Source organism: Cupriavidus sp. DL-D2 (assembly GCF_039710735.1).
Taxonomy (GTDB): domain Bacteria; phylum Pseudomonadota; class Gammaproteobacteria; order Burkholderiales; family Burkholderiaceae; genus Cupriavidus.
This window is the reverse complement of record NZ_JBDKXK010000036.1, coordinates 13361-32707: the sequence shown is the minus strand read 5'-3', so window position 1 is coordinate 32707 and position 19347 is coordinate 13361. Positions and strand designations below refer to the sequence as shown.

The 19347-nt window shown below is 62.0% G+C and carries 17 protein-coding genes; all 17 read right to left on the bottom strand.

Annotated features, from left to right (window positions below):
- Positions 1-57: 57 nt before the first annotated feature.
- On the bottom strand, positions 58-2334 hold the full coding sequence (locus ABDB81_RS19150; protein ID WP_346812949.1) for a primosomal protein N': 2277 nt from the start codon (positions 2332-2334) through the stop codon (positions 58-60).
- Between the two features lie 541 nt (positions 2335-2875).
- A complete protein-coding gene (hemE, locus tag ABDB81_RS19145; RefSeq protein ID WP_346812923.1) occupies positions 2876-3970 on the bottom strand; it encodes a uroporphyrinogen decarboxylase in 1095 nt (364 codons plus the stop codon).
- 99 nt (positions 3971-4069) lie between these two features.
- Positions 4070-5026 carry an alpha/beta hydrolase gene (locus ABDB81_RS19140; protein ID WP_346812922.1) on the bottom strand — a complete coding sequence of 319 codons (957 nt, stop codon included), beginning with the start codon at positions 5024-5026 and terminating at the stop codon, positions 4070-4072.
- Positions 5027-5835: 809 nt separating this feature from the next.
- Positions 5836-6252, bottom strand: a complete 417-nt coding sequence (locus ABDB81_RS19135) for a F0F1 ATP synthase subunit epsilon (RefSeq protein ID WP_137926242.1) — start codon at positions 6250-6252, stop codon at positions 5836-5838.
- Between the two features lie 120 nt (positions 6253-6372).
- Positions 6373-7776 (bottom strand): F0F1 ATP synthase subunit beta, encoded by a 1404-nt coding sequence (gene atpD, locus ABDB81_RS19130; protein ID WP_029051300.1) that lies wholly within the window; start codon positions 7774-7776, stop codon positions 6373-6375.
- Positions 7777-7809: 33 nt separating this feature from the next.
- Complete coding sequence (gene atpG / locus ABDB81_RS19125; RefSeq protein ID WP_137926241.1) at positions 7810-8685, bottom strand: F0F1 ATP synthase subunit gamma; 876 nt, start codon at positions 8683-8685, stop codon at positions 7810-7812.
- 71 nt (positions 8686-8756) lie between these two features.
- Positions 8757-10298, bottom strand: coding sequence for a F0F1 ATP synthase subunit alpha (gene atpA, locus ABDB81_RS19120; RefSeq protein WP_137926240.1), 1542 nt, complete (start codon positions 10296-10298; stop codon positions 8757-8759).
- A gap of 39 nt (positions 10299-10337) precedes the next feature.
- A complete protein-coding gene (locus ABDB81_RS19115; RefSeq protein WP_137926239.1) occupies positions 10338-10880 on the bottom strand; it encodes a F0F1 ATP synthase subunit delta in 543 nt (180 codons plus the stop codon).
- 2 nt (positions 10881-10882) lie between these two features.
- The gene (locus tag ABDB81_RS19110; protein WP_137926238.1) at positions 10883-11353 is read right to left on the bottom strand and encodes a F0F1 ATP synthase subunit B; all 471 of its coding nucleotides are present in this window, start codon (positions 11351-11353) and stop codon (positions 10883-10885) included.
- 105 nt (positions 11354-11458) lie between these two features.
- Entirely contained in the window at positions 11459-11725 is a 267-nt protein-coding gene (gene atpE, locus ABDB81_RS19105; protein ID WP_092138471.1) for a F0F1 ATP synthase subunit C, read from the bottom strand.
- A gap of 61 nt (positions 11726-11786) precedes the next feature.
- On the bottom strand, positions 11787-12650 hold the full coding sequence (gene atpB, locus ABDB81_RS19100; RefSeq protein ID WP_137926237.1) for a F0F1 ATP synthase subunit A: 864 nt from the start codon (positions 12648-12650) through the stop codon (positions 11787-11789).
- A gap of 293 nt (positions 12651-12943) precedes the next feature.
- Complete coding sequence (locus ABDB81_RS19095) at positions 12944-13438, bottom strand: ATP synthase subunit I (RefSeq protein WP_137926247.1); 495 nt, start codon at positions 13436-13438, stop codon at positions 12944-12946.
- Positions 13439-13811: 373 nt separating this feature from the next.
- Complete coding sequence (locus ABDB81_RS19090; protein WP_137926236.1) at positions 13812-14705, bottom strand: ParB/RepB/Spo0J family partition protein; 894 nt, start codon at positions 14703-14705, stop codon at positions 13812-13814.
- 34 nt (positions 14706-14739) lie between these two features.
- Positions 14740-15513 carry a ParA family protein gene (locus tag ABDB81_RS19085; RefSeq protein WP_137926235.1) on the bottom strand — a complete coding sequence of 258 codons (774 nt, stop codon included), beginning with the start codon at positions 15511-15513 and terminating at the stop codon, positions 14740-14742.
- 75 nt (positions 15514-15588) lie between these two features.
- On the bottom strand, positions 15589-16275 hold the full coding sequence (gene rsmG / locus ABDB81_RS19080; protein ID WP_346812948.1) for a 16S rRNA (guanine(527)-N(7))-methyltransferase RsmG: 687 nt from the start codon (positions 16273-16275) through the stop codon (positions 15589-15591).
- 21 nt (positions 16276-16296) lie between these two features.
- Positions 16297-18252, bottom strand: a complete 1956-nt coding sequence (gene mnmG / locus ABDB81_RS19075; RefSeq protein WP_346812920.1) for a tRNA uridine-5-carboxymethylaminomethyl(34) synthesis enzyme MnmG — start codon at positions 18250-18252, stop codon at positions 16297-16299.
- A 213-nt stretch (positions 18253-18465) separates the two neighbouring features.
- Positions 18466-19347: an N-formylglutamate amidohydrolase gene (locus tag ABDB81_RS19070; protein WP_346812919.1), complete on the bottom strand. Its 882-nt coding sequence runs from the start codon at positions 19345-19347 to the stop codon at positions 18466-18468.

Here is a 19347-nt window from a genome sequence, read left to right as displayed (position 1 = left end):
CGTCCCGCCTGGAAAAGGTTGCACCCACGCAACATGACAGACCTCGCAAGGCCGGCCTCAGATCCTCAACGGATCGATTTCCAACTGCCAGCGCACGCCCTTCACCTGCGCACCCACCTCCTGAAAAGTGGGCAGCCACTCACTCAAAAACCGTTGCAGCACGGGGCGCGATCCGGCTTCGACCAGCATCTGGGCACGCTCCTTGTTGAAGATGCGCACCATCGACATCGGCACCGGGTCATGGAGTTGCACCTCGGGCGCCATCGGGCATGCATCGGCATGGTCCCGCGCGGCTTTCAGGAAGGTCAACGCACGTTCCAGCTCGCCGTGTTCCGCCGTGATGAGCGCCTGGTAGGCGAACGGGGGCAACCCGGCCTGCCGGCGCTCGCGCAACTGGCTGGCTGCGAATCCATCATAGTCATGGCGCGCCAGGGCCTGCAATGCGGGGGCGTCCGGATAACGCGTCTGAATCATCACTTCGCCGCCCAGTCCCGCCCTGCCCGCCCGTCCGGCCACCTGCATCAAGGACGCAAACAGATGCTCGGCCGCGCGGAAGTCGTGACTGAACATGGCGGCGTCGGGGTGGACCACGCCGACCAGCGTCACGCGCTGGAAGTCGTGGCCCTTGGCCACCATCTGGGTGCCCACGAGGATATCGACCTCGCCCGCATGAACCTCATCGAACATGGCCTGCGCGCTGCCCTTCTTGCGCGTGGAATCGGCATCGATGCGCGCGATGCGAGCCTGTGGAAAACGTGTGGATAACGCTTCCTCGATTCGCTGCGTACCACGCCCGAGCGGCGCCACATCGACATTGCCGCAGTCCGGGCAATGGTGTGGCACCGGCGACTCCAACCCGCAGTGGTGGCAGCGCAGCCGTCGTTCCGGTCGATGCAGCACCAGGTACGCCGAGCAGCGCGGGCAACCCGACAGCCAGCCGCAGCTATCGCAGGCCAGCACCGGTGCATAACCTCGCCGGTTGAGGAACAGCAGGCTCTGCTGGCCGCGATCGAGCCGATGCTGGATCGCATCGAGCAACGGCACCGACAGCCCCTCGAACAGTTCGCGCTGACGCTGACGCTCGTGATTCAGATCGATCAGCCGAACGGTCGGCAACGCGGCATCGGTCTGGGCGCGTTCGCGCAACACCAGCTTGCGATACGCGCCCTGCTCGGCACGCTGCCAGGATTCCATCGAAGGCGTAGCCGACCCCAGCACGATCGGCACCTTGAGCTGGTTCGCCCGCCAGACCGCGAGGTCGCGCGCCGAGTAGCGCAACCCTTCCTGCTGCTTGTAGGACGTATCGTGTTCTTCGTCGACAACGATCAGCTTGAGGTTCGGCATCGACGCCATCACCGCCATCCGGGTGCCCAGCACGATGCGCGCCTCACCCCGGTGCGCCGCCAGCCACTGGAGGCTGCGCTCCTGATCGGCGAGGCCGCTGTGAAGCACGGCCAGCGGCAAGTCCGGAAAGCGCTCGGCGATCCGGGATTGCAGCTGTGGCGTGAGGTTGATTTCGGGGACCAGCATTAGCACCTGCGCCGAGGGGTCCGCTGCGAGCCGATCCGCCATCGCGTGCAGATACACCTCGGTCTTGCCGCTGCCGGTCACACCGTGCAGCAGGAAGGCCGCGAAGCCCGCGGCGCCCGCGATGGCATCCACCGCCCGGCGCTGCTCGTCATGGAGTGCCGGCGCAGGCGATGGCGCAAGGTCTGCACGCGTCTCCAGCAGGATCTGCGGCGCGTGCGCGCACTCGACCCAGCCTGCGGCCTCCCATTCAGCCAAGCGCGCCGGTGCCGCCGCGCAGATTTCCCTCGCATCGGGCAGGCGTACCCAGTCCTGCGCGGCGATCAGCAGTTCAGCCAGGGCACGCACGGTGCGGGCGCGAGTGGGAGCGGCCTCACGCAACGCGTCGGCACACCCGGGCCGCAGCCGGTACTGCACGGTCTGGGCGCGCACGCCAAGCCGCTCCCACGTCTCCGCGTCGCGCAGCGACGGCGGCAGCGATGGCAGCATCACCTCGCCCAGACAACGGTGGTAGTAGCGCGCGGCGAACCGGGCCAGGGCGAGCCACTCGTCGTTGAGCGGGGGCAGCCAGCCGATTCGCTGCGTAATGGGCCGGAGCTTGTCCGAAGGCACATCCGAATCGTCTGCGAGTGCAACGGCGACGCCCACCACCATGCGCTTGCCAAACGGCACGACCACCAGCTCCCCGGGTGCGGCCGCGCCATCGGAGAGATAGTCGAAGCAGTCATCGGCCGGCGTATCGAGTGCCACGCGGACGATTCGGGGATACGACAACGTGGGAGCAGTTGTCTGTAAGGTATCCGCCACAGTTACCGTGCCTGGCGAGTTGGGGCTGATCACACGCACCCTCCCGACTGGTGCATGGCGATGGCGCGAATCCGGTGCATGCCAGTCGAGAACTTTACGTTGGAGGAAGTCTGTGTGCGGCGCAACATCAACTTAAAGTAAAACTTGAAATGTGACCCTAAGTCGATGATCCATGGAAGGTTTTGCCGCTGCCAGAAAATGCCTGTGGATAACTTTGTTGAAAAGTCGCGCCGACCACCCGCTAAGGCGCGTACGGCAAGGGTTCCATCGCTCCGGCCAGCCCGTTTGGAGAAGATTCAAAGCCTTATAAATCAAGGGCTTGCAAACCTCCCCCAAGTGAGTTAAGGACTTACCCGCTCGTGCAGCGCCGCAAACCTATCGGTGTGCATAAGTCAAGCCTTGACAACAAGCCCCTGGCACCTTTTTGGCGATAAAAATCAAAATAGTTTACTTGACAGCCCGCCTTTAGCGCCGCCTGCGCCACAAATGGGATTTTACCCATCACATCGTTGCGACGCGGGGAAACTGACTGCACAGAGAATCAGGCTGACCGCGTAGCGCGCAGTTTGCGGCTGTGAGCGTGGACCTCATCGACGAGGATCGAAACGTTCTCAGGCGGCGTGAACTGCGAAATACCGTGTCCCAGGTTGAAGACGTGGCCATCGCTACCACCACCTGCCGCGAAGCTGTCGAGTACGTTGCGCACCTGTTCGCGAATCGCCGCTTCCGGGGCAAAGAGGACGGTCGGATCGATGTTGCCCTGGAGCGCCACACGGTTACCGGTGCGCTGGCGAGCCTGCGTCAGGTTGACGGTCCAGTCCAGGCCGATGGCGTCCGGGCCGATATCAGCGATCTGCTCCAGCCAGATACCGCCGCCCTTGGTAAAGACGATCACGGGAATCTGCTCGCCGTTGTGCTCGCGCTTAAGGCCCTGCAGCACCCGACGCATATAGGCCAGCGAGAACGTCTGGTACATGCCGTCGGCCAGTGCACCGCCCCAGGTATCGAACACCATCACGGCCTGCGCGCCGGCTTCGATCTGCGCGTTCAGGTAGGCGGAAACAGCCTGGGCATTGATTTCCAGGATGCGATGCATCAAGTCTGGCCGGCCATACATCATGGCCTTCACAGTGCGGAAATCGTCGGAGCCTCCGCCTTCCACCATGTAGCAGGCCAGGGTCCATGGGCTGCCCGAGAAACCGATCAGCGGCACGCGCTGGCGACCGTCCTGCACAAGCGCGCGGCGGATCTCGCTGACTGCATCGAACACGTATTGCAGTGACGACATATCCGGCACGGCCAGCTTCGCCACATCGGCTTCGGTACGCAGCGGATGTGCAAAACGCGGGCCTTCGCCCTGAGCGAAGGACAGGCCGAGGCCCATCGCGTCCGGGACGGTCAGGATGTCGGAGAACAGAATGGCCGCGTCCAGCGAATACCGGTCCAACGGCTGCAGCGTCACCTCGGTCGCATATGCCGGATTCTTGGCGAGTCCCAGGAAACTGCCTGCGCGCGCGCGCGTGGCATTATATTCAGGCAGGTAGCGGCCCGCCTGGCGCATCAGCCACAGCGGTGTGTGTTCGGTGGGCTGCCGGCGCAATGCGCGCAGGAAGGTATCGTTCTGCAATGCGGTCATGGTCATCCTCGTAAGACCGCCATTCTACGGGAACGCAGCGGTCTTCCCACGGCTGGTGCCGTGATGCCCGTCATGTCCGGCGGGCTCGGTGCAGCAGACTCAGAGTTCGTCGAAGGTGCCGACGAATGCCTGCGCCGCGCGCCGCATCCACTCGCGAGCACGCGGCGCCTCCGGCTGCAGACGCGCAAAGCCATGCGTCATGCCGCTCGCCTCGATCGTGGTCACCGGTGCGTCATGACGCACCAGGAAATCCGCGTAGGCCAGGCCATCGTCGCGCAGCACGTCGTTGGCGGCGACCATCACCACAGTGGCTGGCGGCAACTGGGCAGGTGGCGAAGCCATCAAATGAATGCGCGGATCGGACTCTTCCGGTCCCCGCGCCAACGCGGCGTCACCGATGTACTGGGTCCAGAACCATGACATCTCGTCGCGCGTCAGGCCCGGCCCTTCGGCAAAGGCGCGGTAGCTTTCCGTCGTCAGCACAGGCGCGGCCACCGGATAGATCAGCAACTGGGCGTTCACCACTGGCGCACCGGCCTCCTCGTTGACGACACGCGCCGCCGCGGCGGCCAGATGACCACCGGCGCTATCGCCGGCGACGGCCAGAAAGTCTGGCGTCGCGCCGAGTGCTTCGCGTTGTGCCGCGAGCCATCGCACGGCGGCCACGGCGTCGTCGCATGGTGTCGGAAACGCATACTCGGGCGCCAGGCGGTAATCGACACTCGCCACGATGCACCCCGTATCGGTGGCCAGCAAGGCGGCAACCGTGTGATGGGTCACCGGCGAGCCAACCACCCAGCCTCCCCCATGGAAATAGACAATCAGGCGTGCCGGGGCGCTGGCCGCGGGTCGAAATATGCGGACAGGCAGTGCCGCACCGTCGACCGGGATCTCCAGGTTGCTGACTTGCATGTCTTCCGGATCTGGCAGGATGGACAGCGCCGCCACCTCCTCGAAGCGCGCACGACGCGCCACGGCATCCGCCGCAAGAGGTTGTCCCGCATACCGTTCAGCCATGCGAAGGTAGTACGCCTGCAATTGGGGATCGATGGCCATGGAGAAATCGGGAATAACGAAGGATCGTCAGTGTAGCGGCAGTTGCGGCGGCTCCACCGCTTCGGAAAACGGCAATACGAACCGTTTCGAATCGTAACGCTGAATGCGGCATCGCACAGAGCGTTGGCAGCGAAATGGCAGCCACCCTACCAAGGAGGGATGCCAATTAAGCACGGCCCTAAAAAACGTAATGCATTCAGTACACTAGCCCCGAAATGTATTTACATTTTCCCAAGGGAGAGCGCGCCGTTCAGGTGATGAAAACGGTTTCAAATTTGCGCAAAAGTGTTTAAAACGCCGGGAAATATCGCAGCCAGCTTTCAACTTCTTGCAAACCGATACATTTTGTTACTGCCATGCCCAGAAGTTTCCCCCACAATGCATTGACAGACCAGCGCTTGGTGTGAGGCACCCCCGCCGCTAAGCTCTTGAATAATAAGGGGTGTAGAAGAAAGCCTAGCAGTAACCCGAATTATCCAGACCAGCCTCTTCTCAGAAGTGGCTGATCCGGACAACCAGGAAAGCTGGCAGCGCGAGGCTTGAGATTCCAGAGTGGGAAACTCGCCGATCATGCGGAGACGAAAGTTCCGCTGCGCTTGTAAGTAAAACTCCTGGACCGAACCCGTTCCTTCGAATTGACCCCTCGAAGGGATTTTCCCGTCCGCGCGGTGCCTCCCCGGCCCGCGCGCTTTTTTTTGCCGTCCTGGCTCGAAAATATAGCGCGCGCACTTAAAAAAAGGCAGCCAACTGGCTGCCTTTTTTACTGACCACGCTCAAAAAACAACGACGCGGCGTTAGTCAGGTAATGCTTACTTCTTACGACGCAGGCGGGCGATTGCAGCCAGCTGTGCGGCGGCCACGGCCAGTTCGCTTTGCGCACGAGCCAGGTCGAGATCGCTGCTCTGGTTCTGCATCAGCTCCTCGGCAGCGCGCTTCGCTTCCTGGGCCTTGGCTTCGTCCAGATCGCCACCGCGGATGGCGGTGTCGGCCAGCACGGTCACGTGCTGAGGCTGGACTTCCAGAATGCCGCCGGCAACGAACACGAATTCCTCGCTGCCGTCTTCCTTCTCGATGCGAACCGCACCGGGTTGGATACGCGTGATCAGCGGCGTGTGGCCCGGCAGAATACCGAGTTCACCCGACTCGCCCGGCAGCGCAACGAACTTCGCCTGACCGGAAAAGATCGACGACTCCGCGCTGACGACGTCTACAAGAATGGTTGCCATATATGATCCTTTCTCCAGAAGGCGTTTGCTTCCCGCAAACAGGAAGCGGTGATTCGCCTTCAGCCCGGGTGGCTGCCTTTCGGCGATGCCACCCCGACCGGTGAAGGCGAAAGACCTCGCTTACTGAAGCTTCTTGGCCTTTTCGAAGGCTTCGTCGATCGAGCCAACCATGTAGAACGCCTGCTCGGGCAGGTGATCGCACTCGCCATCCACCAGCATCTTGAAACCACGGATGGTTTCCTTCAGCGGCACGTACTTGCCCGGCGAACCCGTGAACACTTCGGCCACGTGGAACGGCTGCGACAGGAAACGCTGGATCTTACGCGCACGCGACACGGCGAGCTTGTCTTCCGGCGACAGTTCGTCCATGCCCAGAATCGCGATAATGTCGCGCAGTTCCTTGTAGCGCTGCAGGGTCTGCTGGACGCGGCGGGCCACTTCGTAGTGTTCCGTACCCACGACTTGCGGATCCAGCTGGCGCGAGGTCGAATCGAGCGGATCGACGGCGGGGTAGATACCCAGCGCGGCGATGTCACGCGACAGCACGACGGTCGAGTCCAGGTGCAGGAAGGTGGTAGCCGGCGACGGATCGGTCAAGTCATCCGCAGGCACGTACACGGCCTGAATCGACGTGATCGAACCCGTCTTGGTCGACGTGATCCGTTCCTGCAGCTTGCCCATTTCTTCAGCCAGCGTAGGCTGGTAGCCCACGGCCGAAGGCATACGGCCCAGCAGTGCCGACACTTCCGTACCGGCCAGCGTGTAGCGGTAGATGTTGTCGACGAAGAACAGGATGTCGCGGCCTTCGTCGCGGAAGCGCTCGGCCATGGTCAGGCCGGTCAGCGCCACGCGCAGACGGTTGCCCGGCGGCTCGTTCATCTGGCCGAACACCATGGCCACCTTGTCGAGCACGTTCGAGTCCTTCATTTCGTGGTAGAAGTCGTTCCCTTCACGGGTACGCTCGCCCACGCCGGCAAACACCGACAAACCGCTGTGCTGCTTGGCGATGTTGTTGATGAGCTCCATCATGTTCACGGTCTTGCCGACGCCGGCGCCACCGAACAGGCCCACCTTGCCGCCCTTTGCAAACGGGCACACCAGGTCGATCACCTTGATGCCCGTTTCCAGCAGGTCAACCGAAGGCGACAGTTCGTCGAACTTCGGTGCCTTCTGGTGAATCGCGCGCTTTTCGTCAGCGGCGATCGGACCGGCTTCGTCGATCGGGCGACCCAGCACGTCCATGATGCGGCCCAGCGTACCGTGGCCAACCGGCACGGAGATGGGGGCGCCGGTGCTCTTCACCGACATGCCACGGCGCAGGCCGTCCGAGGAACCCAGGGCAATGGTACGCACCACGCCGTCGCCCAGCTGCTGCTGCACTTCGAAGGTCAGACCCTTCTCGGCGAACGACTTGTCGTTGCCCTCTTCGAGCACGAGTGCGTCGTACACCTTCGGCATTGCGTCACGCGGGAACTCGATGTCCACCACGGCGCCAATGCACTGCACAATATTTCCGATACTCATTTCGTATCTCCGATAGCTTGAATACTTGACGCCTTAGACCGCTGCCGCGCCGCTGACGATTTCCGACAGTTCCTTCGTGATCGCTGCCTGACGGGTCTTGTTGTAGACCAGTTGCAGTTCGCCAATCACGTTCTTGGCATTGTCGGATGCCGCCTTCATGGCCACCATGCGCGCGGATTGTTCCGACGCCATGTTCTCGGCCACGGCCTGGTACACCAGCGCTTCGACGTAGCGGACGAGCAACTCTTCCACAACCGTCTGGGCGTCGGGCTCGTAGATGTAATCCCACGAGTAGGCGCGCTTCTCATCTTCGGTCTGGCTCAGCTTGTCTGCCGCCAGGGGCAGCAGTTGCTCGACCATCGGCTCCTGCTTCATCGTGTTGATGAACCTGGTATAGGCCAGGTACACCGCATCGACTTCGCCGTTGGTGAAGGCATCCAGCTGGACCTTGATCGCGCCGATCAGCTTTTCCAGGTGCGGGGTGTCACCGAGCTGCGTCACGTTCGAGACCACCTTGGCGCCGATGCGACCCAGGAACTGCATGCCCTTGGTACCGATGGCGGTCGCTTGCACGTCCACGCCCCGGCCCTGCAGGTCCTTCAGTTCGTTGGTCACAGCTCGCAGCACGTTCGTGTTCATGCCGCCGCACAGACCCTTGTCGGTCGTCACCACGATCATGCCGACGCGCTTCACATCGCGCGCCACCATGAACGGGTGCTTGAACTCGGGGTTGGCAGCGGAAAGGTGCGCTGCGATATTGCGCACTTTTTCAGCGTAAGGGCGGGCGTTACGCATCCGTTCCTGCGCCTTGCGCATTTTGGATGCGGCGACCATCTCCATCGCCTTGGTGATCTTTCGCGTGTTCTGCACGCTCTTGATCTTGGTTCGAATCTCTTTCGTTCCGGCCATATCTTTCCTCTCCATTCATGCCGCGCCCGCTGCCTTGCGGCAGCGGCGGCGCAGCGCATGGAATCACGCGGTTAGAACGCGGCGGACTTCCTGAAATCCTCGATCGCGGCACGCAGGGCGGCTTCGTCGTCCTTCGACAGATCCTTGGTATCTTCGATGCGGTTGACGAGGTCGGCGAACTTGGTCTTCAGGTGGTCGTGCAGGCCCTTCTCGAACGGCAGGATGTCCTTCACGTCGACGTTGTCGAGGAAGCCATTGTTCGCGGCGTACAGCGACGCGGCCAGTTGCCACACTTGCAGCGGCTGGTATTGCGGCTGCTTCAGCAGTTCCGTCACGCGGCGGCCGCGCTCCAGCTGCTTGCGGGTGGCATCGTCCAGGTCCGAGGCAAACTGCGCGAACGCAGCCAGTTCACGGTACTGGGCCAGGTCGGTACGGATACCGCCGGACAGCTTCTTGACGACCTTGGTCTGCGCTGCACCACCCACGCGCGACACCGAAATACCGGCGTTGATAGCGGGGCGGACACCGGCGTTGAACAGGTCGGTTTCCAGGAAGATCTGACCGTCGGTAATCGAGATCACGTTGGTCGGCACGAAGGCGGACACGTCGCCAGCCTGCGTTTCGATCACGGGCAGCGCGGTCAGCGAACCGGTCTTGCCGGTGACGGCGCCGTTCGTGAACTTGGCCACGTAGTCTTCGTTCACGCGGGCAGCACGCTCGAGCAGACGCGAGTGCAGGTAGAACACGTCGCCAGGGTAGGCTTCGCGGCCCGGCGGGCGGCGCAGCAGCAGCGACACCTGACGGTAGGCCCATGCCTGCTTGGTCAGATCGTCATAGACGATCAGTGCGTCTTCACCGCGGTCGCGGAAGTATTCGCCCATCGTGCAGCCGGCGTAGGCAGCCAGGTACTGCATGGCGGCCGAGTCCGAAGCCGATGCGGCCACGACGATCGTGTATTCCATGGCGCCCAGCTCTTCGAGCTTGCGCACCACGTTCGAGATCGTCGAAGCCTTCTGGCCGATTGCCACGTACACGCAGAAGACGCCCTTGCCCTTCTGGTTGATGATGGCGTCGACGGCCACGGCGGTCTTGCCGGTCTGGCGGTCGCCAATGATCAGCTCGCGCTGGCCACGGCCGATGGGCACCATCGCGTCGATCGACTTCAGGCCGGTCTGGACCGGTTGGCTCACCGACTGACGTGCGATCACGCCCGGTGCCACCTTCTCGATCACGTCCGTTTCCTTGGCGTTGATCGGGCCCTTGCCGTCGATCGGCTGGCCCAGCGTGTTGACCACGCGGCCCAGCAGTTCCTTGCCAACCGGCACTTCCAGAATGCGGCCGGTGCACTTGACCGTATCGCCTTCCGAAATGTGTTCGTAATCACCCAGCACCACGGCACCCACCGAGTCACGCTCGAGGTTCAGTGCCAGGCCAAAGGTGTTACCCGGGAATTCCAGCATCTCGCCCTGCATCACGCCAGACAGGCCGTGCACGCGGCAGATACCATCGGTCACGGAAATTACCGTGCCGGTGTTGCGCACTTCAGCGTCGGCGCCAAGACCCGAGATGCGGGACTTGATCAGCTCGCTGATTTCTGAGGGGTTCAGTTGCATCACAATGCTCCTAATTCTTCAATCCGTCGGCCGTTGCGGTCAGGCGGTCAGCGTGGCTTGCATGGCAGCCAGGCGCGTACGCACGGAGGTGTCGAGCACTTCGTCGCCGACCTTGACGCTCACGCCGCCGATCAGCGATGGGTCGACCACCACGTTCGCGTACAGCTTGCGGCCGAATTTGCGTTCGAGTGCGGCGACCAGGTCGTTCTTCTGCGAGTCATCCAGCGGGAAAGCGCTGGTGATTTCCACATCGGACGACCCCTCGCGGGCGTTCTTGAGCACATGGAACTGTTCGGCGATCTCCGGCAGCACCGTCAGGCGGCTGTTTTCTACCAGCAGCTTGACGAAGCGCTTTGCCTCGTCGTTCACCGGGCTCTTCAGCACCGACAGGAACACTTCCTCGAGCTTGGCGCCCGGGACGTTCGGATCGGTGGCGAGGGCCTGCATGTCGGGATTGGCGGCAACCTGCCCCATTTCCGACACCAGTTCGGACCATGCACCCAGGTTGCCTGCACCGGCTTCGCTCGCGACGCGGAACAGCGCCTCGGCGTAGGGACGGGCAATGGTTGCGGTTTCAGCCATGATTAGAGCTCAGCCTTGAGTTGATTGAGCAGGTCTGCGTGGACCTGCGCGTTCACTTCACGCTTGAGGATCTGCTCGGCACCCTTCACGGCCAGCACGGCAACCTGGTCGCGCAGCGTCTCGCGAGCGCGGGTAACCTGCTGTTCCGCCTCGGCCTTGGCCTGGGCGATGATACGTGCGGCTTCCGCCTGGGCGTTTTGCTTGATCTCGTCGGCGGCTGCCTGGGCGCGCTTTTCAGCGTCGGCCACGCGTTGCGCGCCTTCGGTGCGGGCTTCGGCCATGGCCTGGTCCACACGCTTGTTGGCGATTTCAAGCTCCGCCTTGCCCTTTTCGGCAGCGGCGAGGCCATCGGCGATCTTCTTTGCGCGTTCGTCGAGCGCCTTCACCAGCGGCGGCCAAATGAATTTGGCAACAACCCACCACAGGATGAAGAACACGACCATCTGCGCAAGAAACGTTGCGTTCAGATTCATGGTGTGTTCCTTTCGGTAATCAAACTACAGATAAATGCACAAGGGCGGCCAGGCCATCGGACTGAGGCCTGCGCCGCCCGTCAGCATCATGCAGACCGAAAAGACTTACTGAATGACAGCCAGCAGCGGGTTCGCGAACGCGAACAGCATTGCAACACCCACGCCGATCAGGAATGCAGCGTCGATCAGGCCGGCCAGCAGGAACATCTTGGTTTGCAGCGGGTTCATCAGTTCAGGCTGACGTGCGCATGCTTCGATGTACTTGCCGCCCATCAGGGCGATACCCAGGCAGGCACCGATAGCGCCCAGACCGATGATGATGCCGATACCGATTGCGGTCAGACCCTGGATGTTGGCGAGATATGCTTGCATGATGACTCCTTTAATTGAGAGAGACTTAGAACCAAAAAACTAAAAAACGAAGAACCTGAAATCAGTGGTGATCGTGAGCCTGGCCGATGTACACCAGCGTCAGCATCATGAAAATAAAGGCCTGGAGCAGCACGATCAGGATGTGGAAGATGGCCCATACGGTGCCGGCAACCACGTGCCCGATGAAGCCCAGCGCGGACAGGTCCGCACCGAACGTCCAGATGGAACCCAGCAGTGCGATCAGCAGGAACACCAGTTCGCCGGCGTACATGTTGCCGAACAACCGCATGCCCAGCGACACGGCCTTGGCCAGGAATTCGATGATGTTCAGGATCAGGTTGAACGGGGCCAGGTACCACTTGGCGCCGAACGGGGCCGAGAACAGTTCGTGCATGAAGCCGCCTGCGCCCTTGATCTTGAAGCTGTAGTAGATCATCAGCACCAGCACCGAGCACGACATGCCCAGCGTACCGTTCAGGTCGGCCGTGGCCACTGCGCGGTGGTGCGGGAGATGGATGTGGAAGATGCCCAGCAGGTTGTTCAGGCCGGTGACCCAGTCGACGGGGATCAGGTCGATGGCGTTCATCAGGGTGATCCAGCAGAACACCATCAGCGCCAGCGGGGCGATCCACGAACGGTCGCCGTGGATGATGCCCTTGGCCTGGTCGTCGACCATCTCGACGATCATTTCCACGAAAGCCTGGAAGCGGCCCGGCACGGCCGGCGTGACGCGGCGTGCGGCAACGTAGAGGAACAGCACGGCGATAGCGCCGCACAGCACGGACCAGAACACGGTGTCATAGTTGATGACACTGAAATCGACGACGGCGTGCTGCTTTCCGCCGATCGAATTCAAGTTTTGCAAGTGTTCGGCGATATAGCCTGAGGGTGTGAGCGTGTGCCCAGCGGTAGCTTCAGCTGACATGTCGAAACGAAAGGTATATTGCGAAATTGGTCTGTCCGGCGCCAACTCATCGGCCCACCGGTATGCGTCTTGCATGGCCTTCGGTCACATGACCGGTCACCGCCCGTGCAAGCTCGCCGCTTTGTTCTGGCAAAACTTCTGGCAAAACCTTACTCACGCTGCGCTTCACCTTCGTGACGCGCGGCGCATGAAACCTCTTGATAATCCGGATGGGTGCCTCATCTGAGACGCAAGCCCCACGCCGCGGCGCTGCCTGTGCAGTGCCAAGGGCGACGGGATTCGCGTTCATCCGCTTAGCGGATCGCGAGCGCCACCCAATAAGTCTTGAGTGCCAACAGGAACGTGACCAGCAAAGGTACCCAGTGCAAATCACGGTACAGCACGATCACCAGCACCAGGAGTGCCACGGTGCCGAAGATCTTGATCGCCTCGCCGGCCACCAGGCCGCCAACCGATGGCTGCTTGCGCGAAACGTACAAGCGCAGCGCGAAGAAGCCGCTGGGTACGAAACACGCCATGCCACCGAAGAAAGCGGACCAGCCTGAGGCCATGCCACCCTGCGCAAACATCGACCAGGCAAGTGCCGAAAGCAGCGTCACGATTACCTGAGCCACTACCACCTTGCCTGGCGTCATGCGGGACGGACGCAACGCGCGCTCGCCCAGCAGCTTCACCGCCTCGGCACGCGACAGCGGATCGACAGCTTCGTCCTCATCCCGGGCGTTATCATCCCACTCGTCACGAAGGTCTCGCACCACCACCTGCCCAGTCTCGGCCCAACCCGGAATTTTTCCGGCCCGGCCAGATTTCAAACCGCACGATTCTATTAGGAATCGCCAACTTGAGTCAATCTGCTTTCAGTTAGCTTGCATTGAATTTCGCACAACGGTTGCTATCACGTCTTCATGATGGCGGGTGCGAAATTGCGCGGCAATGATGCGAAACGTAATTGGATTGCGCTCGTCCTTGCGCGAATCATGGTGTTTTGGCCCCCGTTGACGCCGTGCGGCTGCGCACCGCAATGAATCATCGCTGCGGGGGCGTTCGGTTATCGCGCAGATTGTCTGCCGCAGGCTGGTGCACGCGATGTGCAGGTGTCGCGCCGGGCCGACAGCGCGAAATATCCACCAGTAAAACATTGCCGAATGACGGGTAAACCGGTTATGCGCTGGCTTCAGGTTCGCGCAGCCGTGTCAGTACCCCATCGAGCGCGTCGTTGCTCGGGAAGTGGATCGTCAACTGACCCTTGCCGCGCGCACCGAGCTTGATCTGGACGGCCAGCCCCAGCGTGTCGGACAACTCCTCTTCCAGCCGTGCCACGTCGCGCGTGCCGTTGCCCTGCTTCTGCTTGAGTGATTTGAGATCAAACGGCTTCAGCGTCGAGGCCACCAGCTTCTCGGTTTCACGTACCGACAGCCGTTTGTTCACGATCTGATTGGCCAGCGTGATCTGGTTGGCACCATCCACGGCCAGCAGTGCGCGGGCGTGCCCCATGTCGAGATCACCGGCCATCAGCATGGTCTGCACCGGCGAGGCCAGGTTCAGCAGGCGCAGCAGGTTGGACACCGCGCTGCGCGAGCGTCCCACCGATTCCGCGGCCTGCTCGTGCGTGAAACTGAATTCGCGGATCAGGCGCATGATGCCTTGCGCTTCTTCCAGCGGGTTCAGGTCTTCGCGCTGAATGTTCTCGATCAGCGCCATCGCGGCGGCGGCTTCGTCGGCCACGTCCTTGACGAGCACCGGCACCTTGTCGAGGCCGGCCAGCTTCGATGCGCGGTAACGTCGCTCGCCCGCGATGATCTCGTAGCGGTCGGGTTCGGCCACGCGGCGCACCAGGATCGGTTGCATCAGACCCTGCGCGCGGATGCTGGCGGCCAGTTCCTGCAGCGCGCCTTCGTCCATGCGCGTACGCGGCTGGTATTTGCCGGGCTGCAACTGATCCACGCGCAGCACCGACGGCGCGCCGGTTTCCTTCGCGGCTTCGACAATCTCGGCCGGGCCGCCGAGCAATGCTTCCAGTCCCCTGCCCAGGCCCTTCTTCTTTGCGGTCACCATGCTCGCCACCTTCCTGTCCAATGCTTGTTGCCGCTCAACCGAGCTGACGCACGCGCGCGATCATCTCCGCGCCGAAATCGAGATAGGCCTTGGCGCCCTTCGAGGTCGCATCGAAGGCCACGCCGGGCATGCCATATGACGGCGCTTCGGCCAATCGCACGTTGCGCGGAATCATGGTCTTGAACACCTTGTCGCCGAAGTGGGCTTCGAGCTGCGCCGAGACCTGCTGCTGCAGCGTGACGCGCGGGTCGAACATGACGCGCAGCAGACCAATCACCTTGAGGTCGCGATTCAGATTCGCATGCACCTGCTTGATCGTGTTGACGAGGTCCGACAGTCCTTCGAGCGCGAAGTACTCGCACTGCATCGGCACGATGACCCCGTGCGCCGCGCACAGTCCGTTCAGTGTCAGCAGTGACAGGGACGGCGGGCAATCGATCAGGACAAAGTCATACTGGTCATCGACTTCCGCAAGGGCCTGCTTGAGCCGGCGTTCGCGCTGGTCGAGCTCGACGAGTTCGACTTCCGCTCCAGCCAGTTCGCGGTTGGCCGGCAGTACATCGTAGCCACCCGACTCGGAGCGTTGGCGCGCCTGCGACACCGAGGCCAATCCCACCAGTACCTGATACACGCTATGTTCGAGCGCCTGCTTGTCGATACCCGAACCCATCGAGGCATTACCCTGCGGGTCCAGATCCACCAGCAGCACACGCTGATCCTGCGCAACCAGTCCGGCAGCAAGGTTCACCGTGGTGGTGGTCTTGCCGACGCCGCCCTTCTGGTTTGCGATCACGAATACCTTGGCCATATGCGCAGAAGCTCCTCGTTGCACCACTCTTATTCGTTGAAAGAATAGTGCGTTTTAATACTAGATCAGGCTAATTCAACGCCTTGATAACACTACCAAATGCCGCTCGGCATCGAGTTCGGGCACGTGCAAACGCGGTACGTCGTCGATTTGCCACGCTTCCATCAGTCCTGCCGCGTCCATCCGATCGAACTCGGCCTGCGGATACACCCCCTTCATGGCGAGCAGCTTGCCGCCTGGTGCCAGCAAATGTCCGGACAGATTCACGAAGTCAGTCAGCTCGGCGAATGCGCGCGACGTGATCACCGCATATCCGTTTGTGTCCTCGATCTTTTCGACCGGCCCCCAATGCGCGGCGGCATTGGTCAGTTGCAACTGGGCGCGGCACTGCGTCAGGAAGGCCGTTTTTTTCTGGACGATATCGACCATCAACACCGACACGTCCGCGCAAGCGATGGCCAGCGGCAATCCCGGCATGCCACCGCCAGAGCCCACGTCGAGCACCCTGCCCCGCGCAGCGTCAGGTACGGTGATGCTGCGCGCAGCTTCGGCCAAGGCGGGCACCGCCGCCAGGGAATCGAACAGATGGTGCGTCAGCATCTCGTCGGGGTGACGGATGGCGGTAAGGTTGTAGACGCTGTTCCACTTGCGTAGCAGCGTCAGATACGACAGCAGCGTTTCAATCTGCGCCGCAGACAGCTGCAAACCAATGGTCGTCAGCGCCGCTTCGAGTCGCGCGCGCTGCGCGGCCTCGTCGATCACAGGAGTCCGATAACCCGCCACTCAGGCTGCCTCCTGCCCGCTAGCCGTCGACGGACTCGTCGGCGGCGTGCGTCCCATGCCCTTCTTCTTCAGATGCACGAGCAGCAGCGAGATCGCGGCCGGCGTGACGCCGGAAATCCGCGACGCCTGGCCCAACGTTTCCGGACGATGCTGGTTCAGCTTCTGACTCACTTCAAAGCCCAGTCCGCGCACTTCGGTGTAGTCGAAGTTCGGCGGGAGCTTGGTGGATTCGTTGGCTTCGAGCTTGTCGACTTCGGCGGCCTGCCGCGCGATGTAGCCGTGATACTTGATCCCGATCTCGATCTGTTCGCGAATCTGCTCGGCCAGCATCGCATCGTCGGCCAGTGGTGTAGACGGTGCATAGCGTCCGTCCTGCAACGTCACCAGTGCTTCGTAGCGGACTTCGGGACGACGGAGCAAATCGGCCAGCGAATACTCGTGCTCGATGGCCTTGCCGAGCAGCGGCACGGCGTCGGCGGCGGGCAGCAGCGTGGGGTTCACCCACGTACTCTTCAATCGCTCTGTTTCACGTGAAACAGCGTCGCGCTTCCGGTTAAAGGCATCCCAGCGCGCGTCATCGACCACACCCAGTTCACGTCCAACTTCGGTCAGGCGCATGTCGGCGTTGTCTTCGCGCAGACTCAGGCGGAACTCGGCACGGCTCGTGAACATGCGATACGGCTCAGTCACGCCACGCGTGATCAGATCATCCACCAGCACACCCAGATATGCTTGGTCACGGCGCGGCGTCCAGGCATCGCGCTCGCGCACAAAGCATCCGGCGTTGATGCCGGCCAGCAACCCTTGCGCCGCGGCCTCTTCGTAACCGGTCGTGCCATTGATCTGGCCCGCGAAGAACAAGCCGTCGATGGCCTTGCTTTCCAGCGACGCCTTCAGGCCACGCGGATCGAAGTAGTCATATTCGATGGCGTAGCCGGGACGCAGGATGTGCGCGTTCTCCATGCCGCGAATCGAATGCACGAGATCGAGCTGTACATCGAACGGAAGGCTGGTCGAGATACCGTTCGGATAGAACTCGTTCGTGGTCAGCCCTTCCGGCTCCAGGAAGATCTGATGGCTTTCCTTGGACGAAAAGCGATGGATCTTGTCCTCGATACTCGGGCAATATCGCGGCCCTACCCCCTCGATCACACCGGTGTACATCGGCGAACGATCAAGGCCACCGCGGATGATGTCGTGCGTACGGCTGTTGGTATGTGTAATCCAGCAAGGCAACTGCTGCGGATGCTGTTCTGCGCGACCCAGGAACGAGAATACCGGCACCGGATCGAGATCGCCCGGCTGCTCTTCCATGAGCGAAAAATCGATCGTGCGGCCATCGATACGCGGCGGCGTGCCGGTCTTGAGGCGGCCTTGGGGCAGCTTCAATTCCTTGAGACGCGCCGACAACGACACGGCCGCCGGATCGCCCGCACGCCCGCCCGTGTAGTTGTCCAGTCCGACGTGAATCTTGCCATCGAGAAACGTACCGGCTGTCAGCACCACGGCGCGCGCGCGGAAGTCGATACCGGCCTGGGTGCGAGCGCCGACGACGCGGTCGCCCTCCACCATCAGATCATCCACAGCCTGCTGGAACAGCATCAAGTTCGGCTGATTCTCCAGCCGGGAACGGATCGCGGCACGGTACAGCACGCGATCAGCCTGCGCACGCGTGGCGCGAACGGCCGGGCCCTTGCTGGAGTTGAGAATCCGGAACTGGATGCCGGATTCGTCCGTCGCGGCAGCCATCGCGCCGCCCATGGCGTCCACTTCCTTGACCAGATGGCCTTTGCCAATGCCGCCAATGGACGGATTGCAGCTCATCTGACCAAGGGTCTCGATGTTGTGGGTCAGAAGCAGCGTCTGGCAGCCCATTCGCGCGGCGGCGAGAGCGGCTTCGGTGCCGGCGTGACCACCACCGACAACAATGACATCGAATTCTTTTGGGTAAAGCATGGGACACCTCCTCCGGGAGGCTGGGCGGGAAAAATGCGGGATGCCGAATTATAGCGGCAATCAACTGGCCGTCCCGTGCCCTGCCCCGATGTTTCACGTGAAACATAAGGCCATGGGAGCTAGCCGTCGCAAATGTGTTGTTTCACGTGGAACATCGAATGTAAAAAGCCCCGCACACGGCGGGGCTTCAAAGTATGTTTCACGTGAAACGTACTACGTCAGATGGCTTCGGATATAGGCCGCCACGGTCTGACAGAGACGGGAAAGATCTCGCTGCAGCGACCCGAAACTCGCATTGGGTTGCTTGGTTGCTTCGTCCATGTAGAGCGGGCGGCGGATCTCGATCTGCAAACTGTTGCGCCGCTCCGCCGGTCGGCCGATCTGGGCAATCAACTGGACACCCTTGTAGGGATCGTTGCGCGCCACCGTGTAGCCCATGCCGCGCAGTTCCCGCTCGATCAGTTCAACAATCCCCGGCTCGCACGTCGTGCCATCCCGATCCCCAAGGACAAAGTCCGCCAGCGGATGCGGGCTTTTGATCTTCAGACGCTCGTAGGCATTATTTGGCATCGAGTGCAGGTTCAGATGCCAGAGTGCGCCAAATTGCTCGTACGCGGACTCCACTGCCCGATCCAATGCGGCATGGTATGGCTGGTAGTACCGGGAAATTCGATTCTGCACCTCGGCAACGGAAAGCTGGCGATCATAGATCGGCGTGTCCGCATCGATCCTCCGCCAAACCAGGCCGTACCCCAGCTTCGTTTTCGGTCCCGGTGCAAGCGGCTTGGGCCATGCCGATGCCAGCAGCTCCGGGTCCAGGTCGTCCAGGGTGCGGTTGGGATCGATATAGACCCGGGGAAACGTAGCCGCAATCAATGTGCCGCCAACCTTAGGCACGCCCTGCCAGAGCGCATCGATATGGGTATCCTCGCCACCACGCAGGCGCTGCAGAGGCACCGCAGCGCCGAAGTCGCCCGGGTAGTGGACGCCACTATGCGGAGAGTCGCAGACCAGCGGCAGTGCGTCGCCCTGCGGCAAAGCCAGCGTGAAAGGACCGTCCGATGCGTCGCCGTGAATGGCTTCAAAAGGCTGCAT